Below are 21,150 nucleotides of genomic sequence, written 5' to 3' on the forward strand. Positions count from 1 at the left end.
TGGGTGTTCTTTTAATCGGCATCTTTTCCGAGCACTTCATTCCAATCGATCGTACCGTCTTTCACTTGATCGCGGCGCTCTTTTGTCATGGCATCCGTCGGCCGGTTGCCGTTAGGCCAATCCTGTTCATGCCCTTCCCATTCCGGGCGGTTCTGTGACAGGACGAAAGCGGCCAGGTCGCTGGCATCCTGGTCGGATAATGTATTCTCAGCGCCTTTTGGCATATTGTTCTGCAAATAACCGGCCATCTTCGTCATGCGTGCAAGCCCCGCGCCATCGTTGAATGAGCCTTCTCCCCATACAGCAGGGCCGCTGTTCGAGCCGGTGCCTGCGCCGTCAGCAGCGTGGCAGGCTACACAACTTGCCTGGTAGAGTTTCTCGCCATTATCGACATCGGGCACTGGGACGTCTTCCATGGTGTTCTGGTGGCGCCACGGCATTTCGGCACCTTGCGGAATGCCTTCGGAAATATATTTGAAGTAGGCGACCATGGCATCCATGTCCTCATCGTCTTCTGCAAACATTTCCCCGTTCATGCTGCGGACCATGTAGCCATTGATGCGTTCTTCCAAAGTGACGATCTCACCGGATCGCCCGATATACATCGGATAGGCCGACGCTACGCCGACCATCAAAGAGGAATCTTCCTCAAGCCCCGCACCGGCATGGCAGCTTGTACAGGACAACTCATTCACGCGCTGTTAGCCATCCTCGACGCTGGCGGCATCTGCGCGCAACACTTCCGAGGTGTTGTTGACCAGTTCGTAGCCGCGTTTCACCGCTTCGCCTTCCGGCCCGTCCGGCACGTCATCCAAAGACGGCGGGTTGTGGCTGACACCTGCAGTCGCTTGGCCGGTTTGGACTGTTTCCGTCTCATCCGGCTGGATTTCTGCTGTTTTCGATTTTTCAGCAGACAATTCACTGGACAAGACGCCGATGGCAATGACAGCAAGAATCAACAGGAAGATGCTGCCGTAGCCGAGTTTCTTCATCTGTGACGAATTTCCGAACACCGGATCATTCGAATCGTTTCCACACTTCGGGCAGCAATCGCGCAATGTCCCGGGCAAGCATCGTGTGGGGAGAGCGGGTTTTGATGAATTCGTCCGCACAGGCGCCGTGCAGGTAGACGGCGTTCAGGACGGCGTGGCGCCAATTTTCGTGGCAGCACAGCATGCCAAGCATCATGCCGGTCAGCATATCGCCGGTACCGCCTTTTGCAAGTGCGGCATTACCTGTCGGATTGCGGTACAGTTCACCGTCGGGAAACGCAATGGTCGTTCGTGGCCCTTTCAGGACGACCGTCAAATGGTGTTCCGTGGCAAATGCCGAAGCACATGGCCCGGGAGATTCGGCAATCTGGCCTGTTGAATAACCGGAAATCCGGCTGAATTCACCGGCATGAGGCGTCAGGATGAGCGGGGCGCTTCTTTTCGCATAGCTCCGCTCGCTCAATGCGCCGGCGTCGAGTATAAGAGGGGCAGATGATTTCAGCAAACTGTCAATAGCCGCTTCGGTCAATGCATCCGGCACGACACCCGGGCCGCAGGCGATGGCTTTATAGGAAGTAAGTGAATGGGTGCCATTGGCGATATGGATCAGTGCATCCGGAACATAGGTCGCTTCGGCCGCAGCGTGTGCGATACTGCGGATGGTTTCCCGGTAGGTGCCGATTTCCAATTTCCCGACGCCGCTTGTCAATGCGCCGAGCCCCGAAATCAATGCAGCCCCGGGCATGTCCGGCCCCCCTGCCACCAACAGCGCTGTGCCGAACACGCCTTTATGGCTGTCCTGTGCACGTTCGGGCAATGTGCGGCGCACCATTTCCTGCGCCCAGGCGATGCCGTCTTGCGAATTTTGCGGATTGATCATATGAAAACCTCCCGTTCTGCGTCTTTACAACAACTGTAGCCGATTCCAAGCCATAGGCAAACCCAAAAGCGCCAGCTATGCAAGCAGACGATGTTCAAGCCTTGCATGGATGGTTCAAGCCGGTGACGGTTGCTGCAGGTATTTCGTCCCACGAAACAATGGGAATAGCTAAGTTGAAAATTTAACCCCCGGCAATGGTAACGGGTGAAGTGCCTGGGGTACGGTGGATTATATATCCAAAGAACTGAAATTTCTGACAACTATAGGCAAGCCTAGCAAGCTTTGCTATACTCAGCCTATTCAAAGAAAAGGAGTGGGGATAGTGAAAAAACACGTATTCAAGACCATGACGATGGCGGGACTTTGCGCGATGCTTGCGATGCCGGTGCAAGCGGCAGAACCGGTACAGCCGACTGAACACCATCATGATAACGCCATTTCCGGATTCATCGATTATGGGGAATTGCAAAAAGAACTCCAGCGCATCGAAGCCAATAGCAAAGGTACGGTATCAGTGGATGTTGCCGGCCAATCATTCGAAGGCCGCGATATTTATACTGCGACGGTCGGGACTGGCGATAAAGTGCTATTGATCCAAAGCGAGATCCACGGCAATGAAAAAACAGGTACCGTGGCCATTTTGAATATGCTGAAAACCCTGTCCGGCAATTCGAAAGCCGCCAAAGCCTTGCGCGATGAAGTGACGATCGTCTTCATGCCGATGATGAACCCGGATGCCTCGGAAGGCGATAAGCGCCGCAATAGCATGACATGGAGTGATGTCGTGGCGGATTATCCGGAACTCGCCGCTGCAACGCCATCATGGAATTATTTGGACCGCGGCATCAGCCAGAGCTATGATTACGGCGCCAACCCAGGCTTCGACGTCAACCGCGATTTCAACCCGGACCTGGACTACGTACCGCAAGCGGAAGATTTCCCTGGCGCATCGAACGAACCGGGCTGGTTTATCACCAAAGAAGCCCAAGTGTCACGCGACGTCTATAAATCGCTGCAAGCGGAATTCGGCACCGTCGACGTTTTTATCGACCTGCATCATCAAGGGATGTATTATGTCGATGGCACGCCGGATCCAGTCACGTTATCGCTGTCCGCACAATTCGTTCCGGACCCATCAACTGCTGAAGGAGCGAAATACAGCGAATATGCAGACCGATACGATTATAATTTTTCACGCCAGCTGAATGTAGCAGCGTATGAGGAATTGCAGTCCTACGGCAATTCGAAATTCACCAATATCTCGCTTTATTCACAAGGGCTCGATTTGCCGGGCACAGCGCTTGGCAGTTATGCGCTGAATGGCAGCGGCACCGTGTTATTTGAAGTGCGCGGCCAAACCCAGTCGCTTGGGCAGAAAGAAAAAGGCCAATTGGTCAAATCGGTGGAGCGCGGCTTGACAGCGATTGTCGAAGGGGTAGCCGATGACAGCGTCTATTCATTGGATCCCGAGGATTACGAAGACATTCCATTGACTTCCTATCGGCCGTCCAGCAATTGATGGGAAACGCAGCCAAATTCTGGCGGCGTTTTTTTATGTGCCGAGTTGTAGCGCAAGCTTGGGCTTTGTTAGACTGAAGACAAACAGAAAAGGGGTGTCATATGGCCATCAGCAAATTGAACGACCGCATTCAGCTGATCGACGGTTTCGATCTCGGCCTCGAACAGCGCACAGGCAGCTACGTCATCATGGAACAGCAGCTGACCATTATTGAAACAGGGCCCAGCCCGTCGGTGGAGCACGTAAAAGAAGGTTTGAAAGAACTCGGCATCTCACTCGATGAGGTCCGTTACATCATCGTGACGCACATCCACCTCGACCACGCCGGAGGAGCGGGCTTGCTCTTGCAGGACTGCCCGAACGCGACGCTCATCACCCACCCGAAAGGCGCCAGGCACCTGGCAGACCCGAGCCGCCTCATCGCCGGCGCGCGCGCAGTATACGGCGACCAATTCGATGAGTTGTTCAATCCGATCGTCCCCGTGCCAGAACACCGCATCGACATCAAGACAGAAGGCGACCGGCTGCAGATCGGGCCGGGTTGTACGCTGGAGTTTTGGGATACACCTGGCCATGCCAAGCATCATTTCGGCATCCTGGACCCTGTGTCGAATGGATTTTTCGCAGGGGATACAGCCGGCATCCGCTATGCCCAGCTGATCGAAGACGGCATCGACTTTTACTTGCCGTCCACTTCACCGAACCAATTCGACCCCGAGGCGATGAAGGCATCGATCGAACGGATGGAACGGCAGCAATTCGATGTGCTTTATTTCGGGCATTACGGTGCTGCCAAGGACCCGCAGGCAGCACTCAAGCAGGTGCTGGAATGGCTCGAGGTGTTTGTCGAAGAGGGAGCGGCTGCGCATCGACACGATGAATCCGCGGATCAATTGGCCAAACGGCTGGCTGTCCCGGTCCTGGCGCATCTTGCGGAACAAGGAATGGAACAGCCCCACCGCGTGCTGCCTTATATCGAAATGGATCTCCAAGTCAGCGCACAGGGCTTGCTGGATTATTTCCGCAAACAAAGCTGAACACTTCTGAAAATTTCATTTGGAAGCAATCGGCCGGTTTACAGTTCCTATTTTGCGGGCAAAGACTAGAGCACAGAAAATTCATCTAGCTGAAGGGCGGAAAATACAGTGGGACAAGTATTAACGGAAAAGACAGCAATCATTACAGGAGCAGGGCGCGGCATCGGCCGGGCAACCGCCCTGGCACTGGCCAATGAAGGCGTAGCCGTCGGGTTGGTTGCACGGACGGAAAAAGAAATCGAACAATTGGCGCAGGAGATCCGCTCGCTGCGCGGTCGCGCAGCATATGCGGCTGCGGATGTCTCGGATCCCGCACAAGTCGAGGCGGCTGTCCGGAAATTGACCGAAGAACTCGGTGCCATCGATATCCTTATCAATAACGCCGGCATCGGAAAATACGGCAAATTCATGGAACTCGAAACTGAAGATTGGCAAAATATGCTTAACATCAACTTGATGGGCATGGTCCATATGACGAAAGCGGTGCTGCCGCAGATGATGGAGAAGCAAGGAGGCGACATCGTCAACATATCCTCTTCTTCGGGACTTAAAGGCACCAAAGGTTCGAGCGCCTATAGCGCGTCGAAATTCGCGGTGCTTGGCATGAGCGAGTCTTTGATGCAGGAAGTGCGCCCGGACAATATCCGTGTCTTCGCTTTGGCACCGAGCCGCGTCATCACGGGCATGACCGATTCCGGGAATGAAACAGATGAGGAAAAAGAGAAATTCATGCAACCCGAAGATATCGCAGAATACATCGTTTCGCAATTGAAACTGGATCCGCGCATCTTCATCCCGTTGTCGAAGCAATGGGCGACCAACCCATTCTAATGACACGAAAAACCCCTGGATGCCATAAAGGCATCCAGGGGTTTTTTGCTGGTTTTATTTAGCATGCTGCGAAACCGGAGAGGGAAGTCATCATTGGGTTGAAATCCCTTCCGCTTTCAGCACTTCATCGATTTTGGCCATCGCTTCCTCTTCGTCCGTTCCGTCCGCAGCGATCGTCACGACTGACCCCGACGCGATGCCTAGCGACATGACCCCGAGAATCGATTTCAAGTTGACTTGCTTGCCGTTGAAGCCGAGTGTGATGTTTGATTGGAATTTCGAAATGGAACCGACCAGTGCGGATGCCGGGCGTGCGTGGATGCCCGCTTCGTCTGTAATCGTATATTGTTTTTCCACCATGTTGATTTCCTCCTATGGATGAACGTATTTGCGCGAAATTCATTATTTTATGAATGAATTTGACTGCTTATGAATGATTATGATTGATTTTGAAAACGATTTCAAGTATTATCTATTTAATCAGAAAAGAAAAGAAGGTGAGGGAATGCTGACCACGGAGCGGCATCAATTGATTTTGAACCTTTTGAAAGAACAGCAGAGCATCAAAATCCAGGAGCTGGTGGAACTGACCTCAGCATCGGAATCCACCATCCGCCGCGATTTGACGGAATTGGAGGAACTGCAGAAGCTGGAGCGCGTCTTTGGCGGCGCGAGGCGAATCGACCCGAACATGCCGGAACCGAGCCTATCGGATAAAGCGGCGAAGCATCTGAAGGAAAAGCGGCTTATCGCGCGTTATGCAGCATCGCTCGTCAAAACCGGGGACGCGATATTCCTGGATGCCGGAACGACCACGGCGCAAATGATCCCGTTTTTAAAAGGCAAAGATGTAACCGTTGTCACCAATGGCCTGAGCCATGTGGAAGCCCTGGCCGACCACAGCATCACTTCCTATCTGACGGGGGGCTTCATCAAATCGCGGACACGGGCTTTGGTCGGCCCCCAGGCCACCCAGTCGCTGGAGAATTACCGTTTCGATAAAAGCTTTCTCGGCGTCAATGGGATCCATCTTGTCAATGGCTTCACGACTCCTGACCCCGAAGAAGCGGCCGTCAAGCGGAGGGCCGGGGAATTATCCAGAAGCTGCTATGTGCTGGCGGACCGATCGAAATACGATAATGTCAGTTTCGCGCACGTCTTCGATCTAAGCCGGTCAGCGCTCATCATCGACAGCTTGCCGGAAGACGCAGTCGAAACCATTGAACGGCAAACGACGATTAAGGTGGTGGCACAATGATCTACACATGCACATTCGCCCCTTCCATTGATTACACAGCCTATTTGATGCATTTTGAAAGCGGCGCATTGAACCGTACGGATGAAGTGTATTATTACCCCGGCGGCAAAGGCATCAATGTCTCGCGCGTGCTCAGCCGGCTCGGCCTGAAAAGCCGTGCGCTCGGCTATGCCGGTGGCTTCACGGGGCGCTTCATTGAAGAGTTCCTGGATGCAGAAGGCATCGAGACCGACTTTATCGACACCGGCGCAATCACACGGATCAATGTCAAAATCAAGACCGGCCAAGAAACCGAATTGAACGGGCCAGGCCCGGTGCTAGGGGAAGGGCAGCTTGAACAATTGAAAGAGAAGGTTGCCGCCATGGCAAAGGGCGACTGGTTCGTCTTGGCAGGCAGTTTGCCGGCATCGGTACCGATCCAATTCTTCAAGAACCTCGCCGTCCGCTGCAAGGAGCGGGGCATCCATTTCGTGCTCGATACGTCCGGTCCCGCGCTGAAAGGATTATTGGATATGGAGCCTTTCCTCATCAAACCGAACGAACATGAACTGGGGGAGATTTTCGGGGTGGAAATCACAACCCAAGCACAAGCTTTCCATTACGCCAGTTTGCTGGTGGACAGAGGAGTCGAATATGTCATCGTCTCCATGGGGGGGAAGGGGGCTATCTTCGCTTCCCGTGAACAGTGCTTTACCGCACAGGCGCCTGCGGGCAAAGTCGTCAACACCGTCGGTTCGGGAGATTCCTTGGTATCTGGATTCATCGCTTCTTATATTCAGCATCAAGACCCGGAGAGAGCGTTCCGATACGGCGTCGCCAGCGGAAGTGCCACAGCTTTCCGGAGCGATCTGTGCGAACTGGCGGATGTGGAACGATTGCTCCCTGAAGTGACCGTAACGCCAATCGATAAAGGGGATGTGACAAAATGAGAATCACGCAATTATTGACGGAAAACACTATCATTCTGGACCTGAGAGCCGGTTCCAAGCGCGAAGTATTGAATGAACTGGCCGAGCAATTGGACACGGCCGGAAATTTGAACGACAAGCAGCAATTCATGGAAGATATCCTGGCCCGTGAAGAACAAAGCACGACAGGCATCGGCGATACCATCGCCATTCCGCACGCAAAATCCGAAGCGGTCAAAACACCGGCCATCGCGTTCGGCCGTTCTTTTGAAGGAATTGACTTCGAATCATTGGACGGACAGCCTGCACAGCTGTTTTTCATGATTGCGGCAACAGCCGGGGCCAACGATGATCACCTGGAAGCTTTATCGCGGCTTGCGACCTTCCTGATGGATGAGAAATTCCGCGTCAATATTCTGGAAGCGCAGTCGAAACAGCAAGTGCTCGATATCGTCTCTGCGAAAGAAGCGGCAGTGGACGGGCCGGAACCGGCTGAAGAGGCTGCGCCGGTTGCCGGCACAGCAGAACCCGCTCCAGCCGGCAAGATCCTGGCCGTTACGGCTTGCCCGACAGGCATCGCTCACACCTATATGGCCGCTGAAAAACTCAACGGGCGTGCAAAAGAGCGCGGCATCAACTTGAAAGTGGAAACGAACGGCTCGAGCGGCGTGAAAAACCGCTTGACCGATGCAGAGATCGCCGAAGCGGAGGCCATCATCGTGGCAGCCGATACGAAAGTCGAAATGGCGAGATTTGACGGCAAGCACGTCATCCAGACGCAAGTCGGCAAAGCGATCTATGAGGCGGACCAGCTATTGGACCGCGCACTTGCACAAGATGCGCCTGTCTATAAGCACGACCGCTCAAAAGACGCGGATGCCGGCACAGAGCCGAAATCAGGATTCTATAAGCATTTGATGAACGGCGTATCGAACATGCTGCCATTCGTTGTCGGTGGCGGGATCTTGATCGCCCTGTCGTTTTTCTGGGGCATCAACGCCGCAGACCCGGATAGCCCTGAGTACAATGAATTCGCTGCAATGCTGTCAACCATCGGTGGCGGCACGGCGTTCTACCTGATGGTTCCGGTCCTTGCCGGCTTCATCGCGATGAGCATCGCTGACCGTCCAGGTTTTGCTCCAGGGATGATCGGCGGCTTGCTTGCAATCACGGTCACAGGCGTCGAGGAAGCTAGCGGCGGTTCCGGTTTCCTCGGCGGTTTGATCGCTGGTTTCCTTGCCGGTTACGTAACGCTGCTCGTGAAGAAAGTGTTCTCGGGCATTCCGCAAAGCTTGGAAGGATTGAAACCGGTGTTGTTCTATCCGGTATTCGGCATTCTGATCACAGGGGTCATCATGATGCTCATCAACCCGCCTTTGACTCAAGTGTATACTGGAATCTCCGCTTTCCTTGAAAGCCTTGGCGGTACCAATCTGGTTCTCGTCGGACTTCTCCTTGGCGGCATGATGGCAGTCGATATGGGCGGGCCGGTCAACAAAGCCGCCTATACATTCGGCATCGCCATGCTTGATGCACAGAACTTCAATTTCATGGCGACGGTCATGGCAGCGGGCATGGTCCCACCGCTTGGACTGGCCATTGCAACGACGATGTTCAAGAAGAAATTCACCAAACCCGAACGCGAAGCCGGCAAAACGGCTTATGTCCTCGGCGCTAGCTTCATCACCGAAGGCGTCATCCCGTTCGCTGCAGCCGATCCGGCGCGCGTCATCCCGTCGGCCATCGCAGGGGCGGCTACAACCGGAGCACTGGTCATGCTGTTTGATATCGGGCTTCGTGCACCACACGGCGGCGTCTTCGTCATCGGCCTGGTGGACGGGGGAGTGGCAAGCATCTTGATGTATTTGGTCGCCATTCTCGCCGGTTCATTCGTGACGGCAATCCTTGTCGGTTTGCTGAAGAAAAATGTTACGGCAGCTGCATAAATAAAAGACCGCCATCCGGTTATTGCCGGATGGCGGTCTTTTGGTGCCTATGGAACAGCGATCCCTCACGGCGGAACGGGTTACTGTCCCGAATCGACCATGCCTTGTGCGTCCTGGCCGTCCGCATGGATCGTGATGGCAGAGCGGGCCGGAATCCCAAGACCCATGACGCCGAGTATGGATTTCAAGTTGACGATCCTGTTTTTGAATTCCAGCGATAATTCCGATTGGAAACGGTTCGCCTCGCGGACGAGTGCCGCAGCCGGCCTTCCTCTGCGGTGATGAAAATTGTTTTTTGGCCATTTCGATGTTTCCTCCCCGTGCTCTGTCTATCCGTGCATTTTCCCATTATACCCATTCAAGGGCAGTAATGGAGAAAACAAGCTTGTCGTGTGGGGGCAGGCGAAAGAAACAATGCAAATCGGAAACAAGAGACTAGGCAGGGCACAGCAAAGAGAGTAAACTATAAATAAGTGGAATATTCTGATAAATAAAGATGGTCTTGTCGATTGAAAAGAAAAATGCAACGACAGTGCAAGGGAGGAACGAGCATGAAGACGCGCAGCACGGCCGATTTCTTGAGGGATTTCAATGATGCTTTCTTCAATGGCAAGAAAGAGTTCATTGAACAGCATGTCTCGGATGGAGTGGAATGGATCATGGTCGGCGCAATGCCTTTGAAGGGAAGGCAGGCATTAGTGGATGCGGCCTTCGGGATGCAGGATTATACGCAAATGGAGTTTGAAATCGATACGGTTATTACAGGCGGGCAGGAAGGGGTAGTAAAAGGCGTCATGACCGCAAAGGGGGGCAATGACAGGGAGCGGAAATACTGCTATTGCGATTTTTACGAATGGCAAGGAGAAGGCGATCCGAAAATAACGAAAATGACTTCGTTCGTTGTCGAAACGAAATAGAGCCGGAAGCGGCTCTATTTTTATTTCTTTTCATTAAATTTAAATGTAATAAACTACATAAGGATGTTTAAGAATTTAAAAACAAGCACACAAGACAATATACCGTTTCAAGCAGGTGGATGCTGACAATTCTTGCGTTCTTTCGAAAACTTCGGCAAGATGGAATTACAGGCAATAAGAAAGGGTGCAAGACAGTGGATTATCTCAAATCACGAAAAAATGCATACGCCGTCTTATTGAGCGGGCTCATCTTGGGCGTCATCATCGCATTTTTGATCAATGATGACCCGGATACATCGACCTTGGTCGCTGCAGGCGCAATCGGCGTGGTGATCGGGGAAGCGGTCATGTTCTGGCGCTGGAGCAAACAACGGAAAACAAAACAACGCGAAGATTGACGGCTGGCAAGAAGCAATCATATAGCAGCGGAAGGGAAGTAGAGGACGATGACGACCATATGCCTGATTCGGCACGGAGAAACGGAATGGAACAAGGTCGGGCGCATCCAGGGAACGACGGATGTGCCGCTGAATGAGACCGGGAGGCAGCAAGCGAAAGCATGCGGATCCCATTTGAAGGAAGAAGCGTGGGACATCATTGTGACGAGCCCGCTCAAGCGCGCCAAGCAGACCGCGGCGATCATCAATGAAACGATGCGCTTGCCGCTTGTCGAAATGAAGGAGTTCCAGGAAAAACATTTCGGCAAAGTGGAAGGCATGACTGCAGAGGAACGTTACGGGCTCTATCCGGACAAGAACTACCCCGGGCAAGAGCAGCCGGAAGAGTTCCATAGCAGGCTGTCGAAAGGGCTAGCGCAACTCAATGAACGGTTCGGTGACCGGCGTGTACTCGTCGTTGCGCACGGAGGCGTCATCAGCGCCATACTCGAGCAATTGGCGCACGGGGAATACGACGGCGAAGTCCGGCTGCAAAACGGGGGCTTGAATCACTTGGCCTATGCCAGCGAGCGCTGGGAAATCCAGAAATATAATTTCATCGACCACCTGGAGCTATTGGAGACGAAGGCAAACTTATCGCATTAACTTAAAAGGAGCTCAGCGAATGGACCATGATGAATCCGAACGATTGCATAAAGAAATCGAAAAACTGAAATTCCATAACCGGACCTTGCTGGCATTGCTCGGGGAGTTGTTGGAAGGCCAAATGCAAAAGCCGACCATCCATGAAGCGATCGTTGTGCACGATTTGTCAAAACCGGAACTTCAGGCATTTACCCAATTGATCCGGGACTATGAGGGCGACGTAAAAGCGTTTGAACAACAGGCGGCGGCCATGGGCAGTAAATTCACCGACTTGGCCGTCAAAGGTTTACTGAAGGCATTTATGGGCTCTGGAATGCTGGCCGGCAAATGTAAAGAGATCCTTCAAGCTTATGGACAGAATTGATTGAAAAAACACCGCCGATTACAGGCGGTGTTTTACGGGGATTATTTCGCTGTTGCTAGCACCTGCTCATTTGCGTTTTTTGGCGGTTTCGGCAGGAGGTGTTTTGGCATCGAAAATGCCGCGCCGGTAAACAAACACAGCGAGCGCCGCCATGAATAAAGCAGAATTGAACCAGAACACCAAATCGTTTAAATTGCCGCCAAACAACAAGGTGTTGAGGACTGTCAAGAGATGCATCACCAGAAGAAAGATAAACAGAATTGTCGAGGTTCTCATCAGATCACTCCATAATCGTTTTGCTCTATCCATTGTAACGGAATTGGGAACCAGCGGTAAGCTTTTACGGGAATTGTAGAAAAGAGTTCATGAAAGGATGAGGAAAATGGTCAAATGGAAAGAGAGCATGGTCATCGAAGCACCGATCGAACAGGTTTGGGAGCTTTTCCAGGACGAGCAGATCCAGCGCATCATGCCAAAAGTGGAATCACATGACCTGCTCGAAGGGGAGAATAATGCCATGGGCGCTAAACATGCGCAAGTGTATACCGAAGGGAAACAGCAGCAGCGGTATATTGTCGAAACTTTGTCGTATGTGGACGAGCCTGGCCGAAAATACAGGGAAACGTCGTTTGGGATGGGGCAGATGTTCAAAGTGCGCTATGCCTTCAGCTTGGAAAAAGAGACGGAACAGAGCACGCGGTTTATCTATGAAGGTGAAAACAAAGGCATGAACGTCACGGGAAAAATGATGCTATTGGCAGGCAGCAAAAAAGCAGCTCGGAACACCGTATTGAATTTCATGAACAGGGTCAAGGAGCAAGCAGAATCCCAAAATTGAAAAGAAGGTTATCCAGTGGGATAGAATGGATTCAAGATATAAATGTAATAAACTACATAAGGCTTGTTATAAAAAAGAAAAAAACAGCCAACAATCAAAAAATATTCCCTGGAAGGAAAAAGCAGGAAGGGTGCGGCGCCACATCGAAACTACTTATTATAGAAGGAGTAAGGTTGATTCTATTGAAATACGAACTGATAGTTCATCTTCACTTCCGTGTTTCAGGGAAAGGAGTGCACGAATGGTCATATACCTACGGATGATTGCTGAAATGCTGATTATCGCCATTTTTATTTATTTCGTCAGCGGCCGGTTGATGGGATCGAAAGTGAACTTCACGAAACGCTTATTGTCCGTCGTGCTTGGGGTCGTCCTGACGACATTCGTTTATTGGTATTCATACTTGCGTTATACAGAATTCATGGATGATGCTTTCGCGACAATGCTGACAGACACAAGTACAATTATCTGGATCGGCAGCATGCTGATGATATCGATGCTATTTTATTTGATCCTCGAATTATTCGACCCGATTGAACTCGGCGACCGCGGTGAGCGCATCACGAACCGCAAGTTCATCTGGAAACGGCTGCGCAGCCGTTGGAGACGCCAGAAGCGTTTGAGTAAAGTATTGGAGATCGCTGTCAAGAATGGCATTTCCAGTACCTTGAAATATGCGCGCCATCGTGAAAACAACCGTGAACTGGCGGTCGCTTTCCGCAGGACGCTTGAAGAAAGTGGGGGCGTGTTCATCAAATTCGGCCAAGTATTGTCGACACGGACGGATTTGTTCGCACCTGTGTTCATCGAGGAACTCAGCCAGCTCCAGCAAAACGTCAAAGCTTTGCCAAAAGAGCAAGTAACGGAAATTTTGAGAAAATCCATGGCACAGCCGATTGAAGAAGTGTTTTCGAAGCTGGAAAAAGAACCACTCGCCTCGGCATCGATCGGACAGATCCACCGCGGCGTGCTGCGCAAGACCAATGAAGAAGTCATCATCAAGATGCAACGCCCTGAAGTGAGTGCCATCATGCGGGACGATCTGGACATTCTTGTGGAATTCGCCGAATGGGTATCCAGCAAATCCACGTGGGCACAGAACATCGGGTTCCGTGAATTGGCTGTCGGATTCGCCAATGGCCTGCGCGAGGAAATCGATTTTGAAATCGAAATGCGTAATATGATCCAAGTGAGCAATGCCTTGGAAGACAGCAAGAATCAAGTCAAGATCCCGAAAGTTTACCGTGAATACAGCAATTCCACAATTATCGTCATGCAGTATTTCCAAGGCAAAAGCATTTCAAAAGGAGATGCCGTATTGCGCCATTTCAAGGTCGAGCCGAAAAAATTCGGCCGTACGGTATTGTTTTCATTCCTGGAACAGATGCTATTTTCGGGAATATTCCATGCGGATCCGCATCCTGGGAATATCTTCATCGACGAAACGGACGGAAAGCCTGTTTTGCTTGATTTCGGGTCTGTCGGGCGCTTGACGGAGTCCCAGCAGGAAGCGCTCAAACATTTCATCATCGGCATCCAGCAAAACGATGCAGGAATCGTCCATGATGCTGTCAGAAAACTTGTGGAAAACAGCGAGAAAATCGACGGCGTGCGATTTGAGCAGGCCATCGGGGAGATTTTACTGAAGATTTCCTATGTCGACCGAATACCGACAGCAGAATTGATTCATTCATTGTTCGACATGATCCGCGAATTCGGATTGGCGTTCTATCCATCCGTAGGGATTGCGCTAAGATCCTTGATCAGCCTCGACAGCACTTTGCATACCATCGACCCGGGGTTTGACATGTTTACGGAAGCGAAAAGCTTCGCAAAGGAATACAAGACCTCGGTGTTGAAAAAGCCATTCAAGCAGCCGCGCGCTACAAAAGAACGGATAGAAGAAGAATTGGTGCTCATTTTGCCGGAAGTCGCCAAATTGCCGAAGCGCATCGACCAACTGATCCGGCGTGTAGAGGGCGGAAAGATCATTCTGCACCACGATGTGTTCTCAGATAAGCATAACTCGGGTTTTGTCATGCAATTATTCTCAAGGTTCGTCTTGCTGATGTCGGGGATCACGTTCGGGTTCATATCCGCAGCGTTATTGGCGATTGCGCAATTCATCGATACCGTATATGCGATTTATTTGAATACAGCAGCATATGGCGGATTGTTCCTGTGCGTCATTTTACTGGTCAGACTGTCGATCCAGGCAATACGGGATATGAAACGCAGCAATCAATTTTAATAGGATAGAGAGCATCCCGTGCAGGAAAGTCCTGCGCGGGATTTTTTTAAGCCTTGTTAAGGGCAGGTATGCGGAATGGAGAGCGTAGGGGGAGCTTGGTGAAAAAGAGGATTTTTGTTGAAATTAAAATTTAGTTTACATAATATAAATTATAGGAAGTTGTGTTTCATTTAATAAGTATACTCATGACAGTGAGACAAAACCAGGATTTTCAGTGAAACGAGCGTTTTTCATCGTTCTCGTAATCCTGGCAACTTAATCGACAGTTCAATCATTAACTTCATGTTCTCGATATGTACGGCGTTAAAAAGTTTTCCAACTCAATGCATAAAATATTCAAGTTAACTGTTCATACTATTTAATGCGTTTAAACAAATCGATTTCCAACGGTTTATGTTTCTGGTTGATTATGCTAAACCCGTCTGTTTTCATACAATGACAGAATTCAATGCCTTGGATTTCGCCGCTTGCTGTAAGCCTGCTTTTTTGCTGTCGTTCCTGCCAGTCGGTTTTCTGCCGAATTAAAGCTTCTGATTTGGATTCACTTTTTCCCCCCAGTATGATAATCTCTGTAAATCCCCGAAATCTTCCATCTCTTAAATCGCCACCCATAGTCACATCTTCAGGGTAAAAGATACAGCATTTCCGTGAACTCTTGTGCATGTTGTTTTCTTACCCTTCCTTCTCTTTCAAAACAATTACTGATTTAGAAAGTTTTCCACAAATTAACAGCTGCGAATCATACAAAGTTAAAGGAATCCCCAATCAATAATGCGAATGGACGTCCCTTTTTAATTAAAGTAAGGATAGTTGCAAAGACTTTAAATCCAAAATCACGATTTTCCGTTGGTTTTGTTGACGGATCCAGCCTTTATCTTCAAACTTCGTAAGCTTTCTGCTAATCGTTTCTGGTGTTGTCCTGAGAAAAGATGCTAAATCCTTTCGTGACATCGACAATGTAATTTCCATGGAACGGCTTTCTTCTGCTTGCTGGGTTAAATATACCGCTATGCGGGTTTCGGCATTTTCGGAAACGAAACTGGTCAATTGATGCTCTGGAGCCTCCAGCCTCTTAGAAAATTCATTCAACATTTTCCACGATATATGCGGGTGCTGTCGAAGGAACTCTTGAAGATGCCTGCGTTGGATGCCGCAAATTTCTGTTTTCTCCATAGCTTCCGCAAATACATCGTGAATCGATTCTTTGAACAACGCCAGTTCACCCGTGAAATCTCCAGGGGTGAGAATTCGGATAACTTGTTCCTTGCCAGTTTCCGATAACCGGTATACTTTTATTTTTCCTTTATGGACGATGTACAAAGAAGTTGATTGATCACCAGCCCGGTACAGCACTTGTCCTTTTTGCAAGCTGAGATGAAGGTCTGCAGTCATAAGGTAAACCAGTATCGACAAGGTGACGATCCCTGGCGTATAAATCGCAGCGAACCGGTTCAGGAATTTTTCGGTTGTTGTCTTGGATTCCTATGCTTCTTCAACCAATTCGATAATTTTTGCAAACGTCGTGTCATCTCCGACTTTATCAGCGATAATTTCAATATACCCTGAGTCCATGACGGTTCCGCTAAAAACCTTGTCTCCTGCTTTTTTGGATGAAGGCACCGGTTCCCCCGTGATAGTTGCTTCATTGAGCAATGCATGACCCATAATAATGGTTCCGTCCACTGGGATTTTTCCGCCAGTCTTTACGAGGACCCGATCGCCTTCAGCTACTTCCAGTGCCGCAAGGGTTACAGTCTGTGAATTGCGGATAACTGTCGCTTCATCAGGGACCATGTCCACCAGATTCTTCAATGAGGAACGTGTTTTCTCCAGCGTGCGTGTTTCCAGATAATCACCGAACAAAAATAGAAAAGTTACAACGGCCGATTCGACATATTCACCAATGAACAGGGCACCAATCACTGCAATCGTGACAAGCATCTCGATACTGAAGGTTTTCATTCGTACGGCCTGAACGGCCTTCAAGCTAATGGGAAAGCCAGCAAGGATTGTGGAGAAGATTAACGTCAATTGCATCATATCTATGAACCTCAAACCCTTGAATAGAAGTGCTAGCACCAGTAGAAAACCCGCCAAGAAAGTTATGCCCGTTTTTTTTGATGCAAGAAATTGGCCATTATGGTCACTTCCTTTTCTTTTATTACCTCTATAGTACGGTCAACAAGGCCAGAACAAATTGACCTGCATCAAGATAGTAAAAGAAAAGTAATAAACCTCCGGCAAGCAGTGTATCCTTAGCTTGCCGGAGGCAGTCCTGATATAGCGATATTCCATCCCCATCGGCCTCTTGTTGTTTACCCGCCGATATAGGACATGCCGATTTTTTTGCGGCTTTTTGCGGTTTGCTCCGTCCGTTCGTCAGAATACCGGTCGCTTCGCCCTTTCCATACACCACTTATCGCTTCCAACAATTCTTCGTCGTCCATTCCGCTGCGGATCAGTTCACGGATATCATAGCCCTTTACAGCAAATAGGCAAGTATAGAACTTGCCGTCTGAAGACAGGCGTGCCCTTGTGCACGAAGAACAGAAGGACTCTGAAACGGATGTAATAAAACCGACTTGTTCATCACTGCCACTATAGCGATACCGTTTGGCCACTTCTCCGTAATAATCTTCCTCTACGGGTTCCAGTATGTATTCGGATTGAAGAAGAGACAGGATCTCTTTCTTGGTGACTACTTTTTTAAAACTCCAGCCGTTGTCGTTGCCAACATCCATGAACTCGATAAAACGCAGTGTAATACCTTTGTTTTTGAAGTAAGCGGCCATCGGCAAAATTTCCTGTTCGTTGACGCCCTTTTGAACGACCATGTTCACTTTGATCTCAAAACCGAGCTCTTTAGCAAAATCGATGTTTTCGAGTATAGGTGCCGGGCTGACTCCCCTGCCGTTCAGTTTACCGAAAAGTTCAGCATCGAGTGCATCGAGACTGATATTGAGCCGTCTCAGGCCAGCTTCATATAAGGCGGGTCCTTGCTGTTTGAGAAAGAGACCATTGGTTGTCAATCCGACATCTTCCACGCCTTCAACAGAAAAGATTTTCTTGACGAGTTCCGGCAGCCCGCGGCGCATTAATGGTTCCCCGCCTGTCAGCCGGATTTTTTTGACCCCCATCGATACGAATACTTTGGTCAGCCGGTGAATTTCTTCAAATGACAGCAATTCCTGTTTTGGCAAAAATGCATAGTCGTCACCGAACACTTCTTTTGGCATGCAATAGGAACACCGGAAATTGCAGCGGTCGGTAACAGAAATCCGTAAGTCACGTATCGGCCGGCCTAGTTGATCTTTCAATGGTTGTCTTGCCATTTTAGCGTCCTTCCTCTCTATAATGTATTCCTGTTGATGTTGCGGAATTTCCCTTGGTCTTGATGTATGACTGACGCATCGATCCAACGGGTTTCCAAAGAAGCGAGAAAATCGAATACGCTTAAGTTGCCATTGTTGATGGCCCGCTCCAGGTCTTCCGCGAAACTGCCTTTCCATAAACTGAATAATGGAATTTTCTCGTCAGGAGTTTGAACGCCCGTGACATGTTTAGTCCCGGCGGCCAATTGTCTGAATGCGTTTGTTTCCTCAGGGCCGATATATGGCATATCGCAGGGCAACACCATGTACATAGCCGCCTGCCGGAGTTTCATGGCCGTACAGATGCCGGCGAGCGGGCCTTGCCCCTTTATGTCAGGTAAATCCGTGACCAGGTCAAGCTCTTTTGCGAACAGCGGCATAAGTTCTTCACGGGTAACAATGATTACCTGATCACAAACCGCATCGAGTGCTTTGTACACTTTTTCGTAAAAATAAACGCCATCGACCCTAGCAAAGGCTTTCGGGGAACCAAAACGGCTCGAAAGCCCTCCGGCAAGGAGTATTCCAACCGTGTTCCTCATCCGCCGCTAACAGGCGGGATCAATGCAACAACATCACCGGCTGCCAGCAATTCGGCAGGCAAGGCGTATTCTTCATTTACGGCAAACTGTATGGAGCTTTCCTGTAAGCTGGGGTACTTCTTAATAAGCTCTTCTTTTAATTGCCCGACGGTTTTTCCAGAAAGGCTGAGTTCCTCTGTGGCCGTTCCGGTCAATTCACGGATGCCCGCAAAATAATGCACTGTAATCATTGCCATTCTCCTTCCGGCTTTTTCTTTTGGTCTCCTATCCATTGTTCCCCGTCATTCCATATTTCCTTTTTCCATATCGGTACAATTTCCTTGATGCGTTCGATGGCGTATTCATTAGCTTCATACGCCGTTCTTCTGTGGGGCGACGATACGGCGATGACTACCGCGATATCACTTATTTGCAATTCACCGATCCGGTGGGCGATGGCCACCCGGGTGCCGGGCCATTTCCCTTCGATTTCCTGGCCTATCTGCGCCAATTTCTTTTCTGCCATCGGTACATACGCTTCGTATGCGAGATATACCGTCTGGATTCCTTTCGTCCATTCACGCACATGCCCTGTGAAGAGCGTCACTGCCCCTGCTTCAGGCCTCAACACATAATCGGCATAGAGCTGGGGGTCGATCGCTTGTGTGATTACGCTAAACGGTTTCATGAAAATCACCTTCCATCCATACTGTGAAAAACGAATCAATTGATGATCGATCATCCCGAAGCACCGGCTGGGCGCCATCAAGAAGCATGGGATGCGGGACAATGACCAGCCTGATATTATCGAGCCCTTTTAATTGCCGCCACTCTTCTTGACTGCGGACAAGCACGATCTTGGGATAGGAAGCTTGCTTGAATCCTTCGATAAGGATGCAATCCGGATCTGCCAGAAGGGACAGCTTGATGAAGTTGCTTAGTTCTTTTTTCTGTCCCTGCATATGCATCTGGACCACCCCATTGCCGAACACTAAAGAACTGGCTGCACCTGAGCCCAAAAATTTCATGCTATCCGTCTCCCGATCCGGCAGCTCAGGGGGCCCACCATGGCCATGATGCTTAATAGCAGAAACTGTCTGTCCTGCTTCCTGTGCCGATTCAATAAAACGATTCATCAAAGTGGTTTTCCCACTGTTCTTGAAACCGACAATTTGCAGGATTTTCATAGTTTCCATTCCGCCTGCCCTTCCTCAACCCCAAGCAAGAGCACATCCACCGTATCGCCTGCCGTAAAGCCTCTGGTGCCTCCCGGCAGTACTATCAATGCATTGCCTTTGGCGATCGATGCCACGGCATTTGATTTATTGAAACCCGCAGGTTTAATATTTTGCCCGTCATAGGCCGCCCGGATGAATCGTGTAAACGGGTTCGCTTTGGTGAAATCTTCCGAGAGAATCGCTGTTGTGTGAGGCAAATAAATCTTTCTCGCCCCCATCATTTTCAGGAGTGCCGGCCGAACAAACAATTCAAACCCTGTAAAGCAGGCTGAAGGGTTTCCAGACAAGCCGAATAGGTACTTGCCATCCGCGACAGCGACCGTCGTCACACTGCCTGGGCGCATAGCCACTTTGTTAAACAATACCTGCGCACCCAATCGTTCATAGATAGCCGGCAGGAAATCAAAATCGCCTACTGAAACACCGCCTGTGGTGATTAGGCAGTCGGTTTCTGCTGCCGCTTGCTGGACGATTTCAAAACTCTCGTCCAATTTATCCGCCGATAAGCCATAGGTTTTGCAAGCGATGCCCATCCTGGCGAGCTGTGCGGCAATCATCGGGCCATTGCTATTGCGGATTTTTCCGGGCACGAGCTTTTCGGCAACATCCAGCAGTTCACTCCCTGTGGAAAGGATGCCTATTGTAGGTTGTTTGGACACTTCAACCTGGGCGTAGCCGAACGTAGCGAGCAAGGCTACGGTACCAGGTTGGATTAAGCTGCCGCTTTCAATGACCTTCTCGCCTTGAGATACATCTTCCCCTTGCAGCGATACGTTCTCGAGCGGCTCGAAGGGTTTACGGATTGTAAAAGACCCATCGAACTCGACTGCCTGTTCAAACATGACAATCGCATCCGAATTTTCCGGTAAAGGCGCGCCAGTCATGATGCGCACGGCTTTTGTGCCGGTAAGGATTTCTCTTGATACCTCTCCCGCTCCGATATGGTCCACAATATCGAATGAAATGCGGTGCTCTCCGCAAGCCCCTGCAGAAAACTTTGAAATGATGGCATAACCGTCATACGGCGACCTGTCGAAAGGCGGTACGGGATGCGCGGCAATGACCGGTTCTGCGAGTATCCGGTTGTAACTGTTCTCAAGTGATACCGTTTCCGTACCGAGCGCATAAGCGTGGTCCACCACTTTCATTACGGCCTCTGAAACGGGAATCGGTTTACGTGTCTCCATCAATAGTATCTACTCCTCGATTAATCCTGATATACTGGTTCCATATGAA

Annotated in this window: 26 protein-coding genes and 1 pseudogene; 12 read left to right on the forward strand and 15 right to left on the reverse strand. The window is 50.3% G+C overall.

Annotation, left to right across the window (positions count from 1 at the left end; all coding sequences use genetic code 11):
* Window positions 1–11: 11 nt before the first annotated feature.
* From DP119_RS06435 to DP119_RS06440, 3 genes are read right to left on the reverse strand one after another with little or no spacing between them, the layout of a single operon-like run.
* Window positions 12–695, reverse strand: a complete 684-nt coding sequence (locus DP119_RS06435) for a c-type cytochrome (RefSeq protein ID WP_240616389.1) — start codon at window positions 693–695, stop codon at window positions 12–14.
* Window positions 696–701: 6 nt separating this feature from the next.
* Window positions 702–992, reverse strand: a complete 291-nt coding sequence (locus tag DP119_RS15975; RefSeq protein WP_240616390.1) for a hypothetical protein — start codon at window positions 990–992, stop codon at window positions 702–704.
* A 25-nt stretch (window positions 993–1,017) separates the two neighbouring features.
* Window positions 1,018–1,872, reverse strand: coding sequence for an NAD(P)H-hydrate dehydratase (locus tag DP119_RS06440; RefSeq protein WP_112232014.1), 855 nt, complete (start codon window positions 1,870–1,872; stop codon window positions 1,018–1,020).
* Window positions 1,873–2,194: 322 nt separating this feature from the next.
* Between DP119_RS06440 and DP119_RS06445 the strand changes: the two genes are divergently transcribed.
* From DP119_RS06445 to DP119_RS06455, 3 genes are all read left to right on the forward strand, one after another.
* The gene (locus tag DP119_RS06445; protein ID WP_420812291.1) at window positions 2,195–3,391 is read left to right on the forward strand and encodes a M14 family zinc carboxypeptidase; all 1,197 of its coding nucleotides are present in this window, start codon (window positions 2,195–2,197) and stop codon (window positions 3,389–3,391) included.
* 101 nt (window positions 3,392–3,492) lie between these two features.
* On the forward strand, window positions 3,493–4,428 hold the full coding sequence (locus tag DP119_RS06450) for an MBL fold metallo-hydrolase (RefSeq protein ID WP_112232016.1): 936 nt from the start codon (window positions 3,493–3,495) through the stop codon (window positions 4,426–4,428).
* A 108-nt stretch (window positions 4,429–4,536) separates the two neighbouring features.
* Window positions 4,537–5,259, forward strand: a complete 723-nt coding sequence (locus DP119_RS06455; protein ID WP_112232018.1) for a 3-ketoacyl-ACP reductase — start codon at window positions 4,537–4,539, stop codon at window positions 5,257–5,259.
* Between the two features lie 90 nt (window positions 5,260–5,349).
* Here DP119_RS06455 and DP119_RS06460 read toward each other — a convergent pair whose 3' ends face one another.
* A complete protein-coding gene (locus tag DP119_RS06460) occupies window positions 5,350–5,619 on the reverse strand; it encodes a phosphocarrier protein HPr (RefSeq protein ID WP_112232020.1) in 270 nt (89 codons plus the stop codon).
* A 145-nt stretch (window positions 5,620–5,764) separates the two neighbouring features.
* Between DP119_RS06460 and DP119_RS06465 the strand changes: the two genes are divergently transcribed.
* From DP119_RS06465 to DP119_RS06475, 3 genes are read left to right on the forward strand one after another with little or no spacing between them, the layout of a single operon-like run.
* Window positions 5,765–6,517, forward strand: coding sequence for a DeoR/GlpR family DNA-binding transcription regulator (locus tag DP119_RS06465; RefSeq protein WP_112232022.1), 753 nt, complete (start codon window positions 5,765–5,767; stop codon window positions 6,515–6,517).
* Window positions 6,514–7,446: a 1-phosphofructokinase gene (gene pfkB / locus DP119_RS06470; RefSeq protein WP_112232024.1), complete on the forward strand. Its 933-nt coding sequence runs from the start codon at window positions 6,514–6,516 to the stop codon at window positions 7,444–7,446. Before DP119_RS06465 ends, pfkB begins: the two co-directional genes overlap by 4 nt.
* On the forward strand, window positions 7,443–9,371 hold the full coding sequence (locus DP119_RS06475; RefSeq protein ID WP_112232026.1) for a PTS fructose transporter subunit IIABC: 1,929 nt from the start codon (window positions 7,443–7,445) through the stop codon (window positions 9,369–9,371). Before pfkB ends, DP119_RS06475 begins: the two co-directional genes overlap by 4 nt.
* An 80-nt stretch (window positions 9,372–9,451) precedes the next feature.
* Here DP119_RS06475 and DP119_RS06480 read toward each other — a convergent pair.
* Window positions 9,452–9,628 (reverse strand): annotated as a pseudogene (locus DP119_RS06480) (HPr family phosphocarrier protein); the annotation flags it as partial.
* Between the two features lie 294 nt (window positions 9,629–9,922).
* On the opposite strand from DP119_RS06480, the gene DP119_RS06485 reads away from it, so the two are divergent.
* The 4 genes from DP119_RS06485 to DP119_RS06500 all read left to right on the forward strand — a co-directional run bounded on the left by DP119_RS06485 (window position 9,923) and on the right by DP119_RS06500 (window position 11,695).
* Entirely contained in the window at window positions 9,923–10,288 is a 366-nt protein-coding gene (locus DP119_RS06485) for a nuclear transport factor 2 family protein (protein ID WP_167399201.1), read from the forward strand.
* A 194-nt stretch (window positions 10,289–10,482) separates the two neighbouring features.
* On the forward strand, window positions 10,483–10,686 hold the full coding sequence (locus DP119_RS06490; protein ID WP_112232030.1) for a hypothetical protein: 204 nt from the start codon (window positions 10,483–10,485) through the stop codon (window positions 10,684–10,686).
* Window positions 10,687–10,734: 48 nt separating this feature from the next.
* Window positions 10,735–11,331 (forward strand): histidine phosphatase family protein, encoded by a 597-nt coding sequence (locus DP119_RS06495; RefSeq protein ID WP_112232032.1) that lies wholly within the window; start codon window positions 10,735–10,737, stop codon window positions 11,329–11,331.
* A gap of 19 nt (window positions 11,332–11,350) precedes the next feature.
* The gene (locus DP119_RS06500; protein WP_112232034.1) at window positions 11,351–11,695 is read left to right on the forward strand and encodes a hypothetical protein; all 345 of its coding nucleotides are present in this window, start codon (window positions 11,351–11,353) and stop codon (window positions 11,693–11,695) included.
* A gap of 66 nt (window positions 11,696–11,761) precedes the next feature.
* Here the strand turns inward: DP119_RS06500 and DP119_RS06505 are convergent, their stop codons facing one another.
* Entirely contained in the window at window positions 11,762–11,971 is a 210-nt protein-coding gene (locus tag DP119_RS06505) for a hypothetical protein (RefSeq protein WP_112232036.1), read from the reverse strand.
* 106 nt (window positions 11,972–12,077) lie between these two features.
* Here DP119_RS06505 and DP119_RS06510 point away from each other — a divergent pair, with 106 nt between their 5' ends.
* Window positions 12,078–12,533, forward strand: a complete 456-nt coding sequence (locus tag DP119_RS06510) for an SRPBCC family protein (protein ID WP_112232038.1) — start codon at window positions 12,078–12,080, stop codon at window positions 12,531–12,533.
* A 241-nt stretch (window positions 12,534–12,774) separates the two neighbouring features.
* Entirely contained in the window at window positions 12,775–14,784 is a 2,010-nt protein-coding gene (locus DP119_RS06520) for an ABC1 kinase family protein (RefSeq protein ID WP_112232042.1), read from the forward strand.
* 354 nt (window positions 14,785–15,138) lie between these two features.
* Here the strand turns inward: DP119_RS06520 and DP119_RS06525 are convergent, their stop codons facing one another.
* From DP119_RS06525 to DP119_RS06560, 9 genes are all read right to left on the reverse strand, one after another.
* Window positions 15,139–15,396, reverse strand: a complete 258-nt coding sequence (locus tag DP119_RS06525) for a hypothetical protein (protein WP_146747865.1) — start codon at window positions 15,394–15,396, stop codon at window positions 15,139–15,141.
* A gap of 183 nt (window positions 15,397–15,579) precedes the next feature.
* Window positions 15,580–16,197: a Crp/Fnr family transcriptional regulator gene (locus DP119_RS15930; protein ID WP_240616391.1), complete on the reverse strand. Its 618-nt coding sequence runs from the start codon at window positions 16,195–16,197 to the stop codon at window positions 15,580–15,582.
* A gap of 69 nt (window positions 16,198–16,266) precedes the next feature.
* Window positions 16,267–16,824, reverse strand: coding sequence for a P-type ATPase actuator domain-containing protein (locus tag DP119_RS15935; protein ID WP_205853851.1), 558 nt, complete (start codon window positions 16,822–16,824; stop codon window positions 16,267–16,269).
* Window positions 16,825–17,099: 275 nt separating this feature from the next.
* The gene (moaA, locus tag DP119_RS06535) at window positions 17,100–18,116 is read right to left on the reverse strand and encodes a GTP 3',8-cyclase MoaA (RefSeq protein WP_112232046.1); all 1,017 of its coding nucleotides are present in this window, start codon (window positions 18,114–18,116) and stop codon (window positions 17,100–17,102) included.
* Window positions 18,117–18,133: 17 nt separating this feature from the next.
* Entirely contained in the window at window positions 18,134–18,697 is a 564-nt protein-coding gene (locus tag DP119_RS06540; protein ID WP_112232048.1) for a molybdenum cofactor guanylyltransferase, read from the reverse strand.
* Complete coding sequence (moaD, locus tag DP119_RS06545; protein ID WP_420812292.1) at window positions 18,694–18,933, reverse strand: molybdopterin converting factor subunit 1; 240 nt, start codon at window positions 18,931–18,933, stop codon at window positions 18,694–18,696. Before moaD ends, DP119_RS06540 begins: the two co-directional genes overlap by 4 nt.
* The gene (locus tag DP119_RS06550) at window positions 18,924–19,364 is read right to left on the reverse strand and encodes a molybdenum cofactor biosynthesis protein MoaE (RefSeq protein ID WP_112232052.1); all 441 of its coding nucleotides are present in this window, start codon (window positions 19,362–19,364) and stop codon (window positions 18,924–18,926) included. Before DP119_RS06550 ends, moaD begins: the two co-directional genes overlap by 10 nt.
* On the reverse strand, window positions 19,351–19,872 hold the full coding sequence (mobB, locus tag DP119_RS06555) for a molybdopterin-guanine dinucleotide biosynthesis protein B (RefSeq protein ID WP_112232054.1): 522 nt from the start codon (window positions 19,870–19,872) through the stop codon (window positions 19,351–19,353). Before mobB ends, DP119_RS06550 begins: the two co-directional genes overlap by 14 nt.
* Window positions 19,860–21,104 carry a molybdopterin molybdotransferase MoeA gene (locus tag DP119_RS06560; protein WP_112232056.1) on the reverse strand — a complete coding sequence of 415 codons (1,245 nt, stop codon included), beginning with the start codon at window positions 21,102–21,104 and terminating at the stop codon, window positions 19,860–19,862. Before DP119_RS06560 ends, mobB begins: the two co-directional genes overlap by 13 nt.
* Window positions 21,105–21,150: the final 46 nt, after the last annotated feature.

The sequence above is a fragment of the Planococcus maitriensis genome, assembly GCF_003289925.1.
Lineage (GTDB): Bacteria > Bacillota > Bacilli > Bacillales_A > Planococcaceae > Planococcus > Planococcus maitriensis.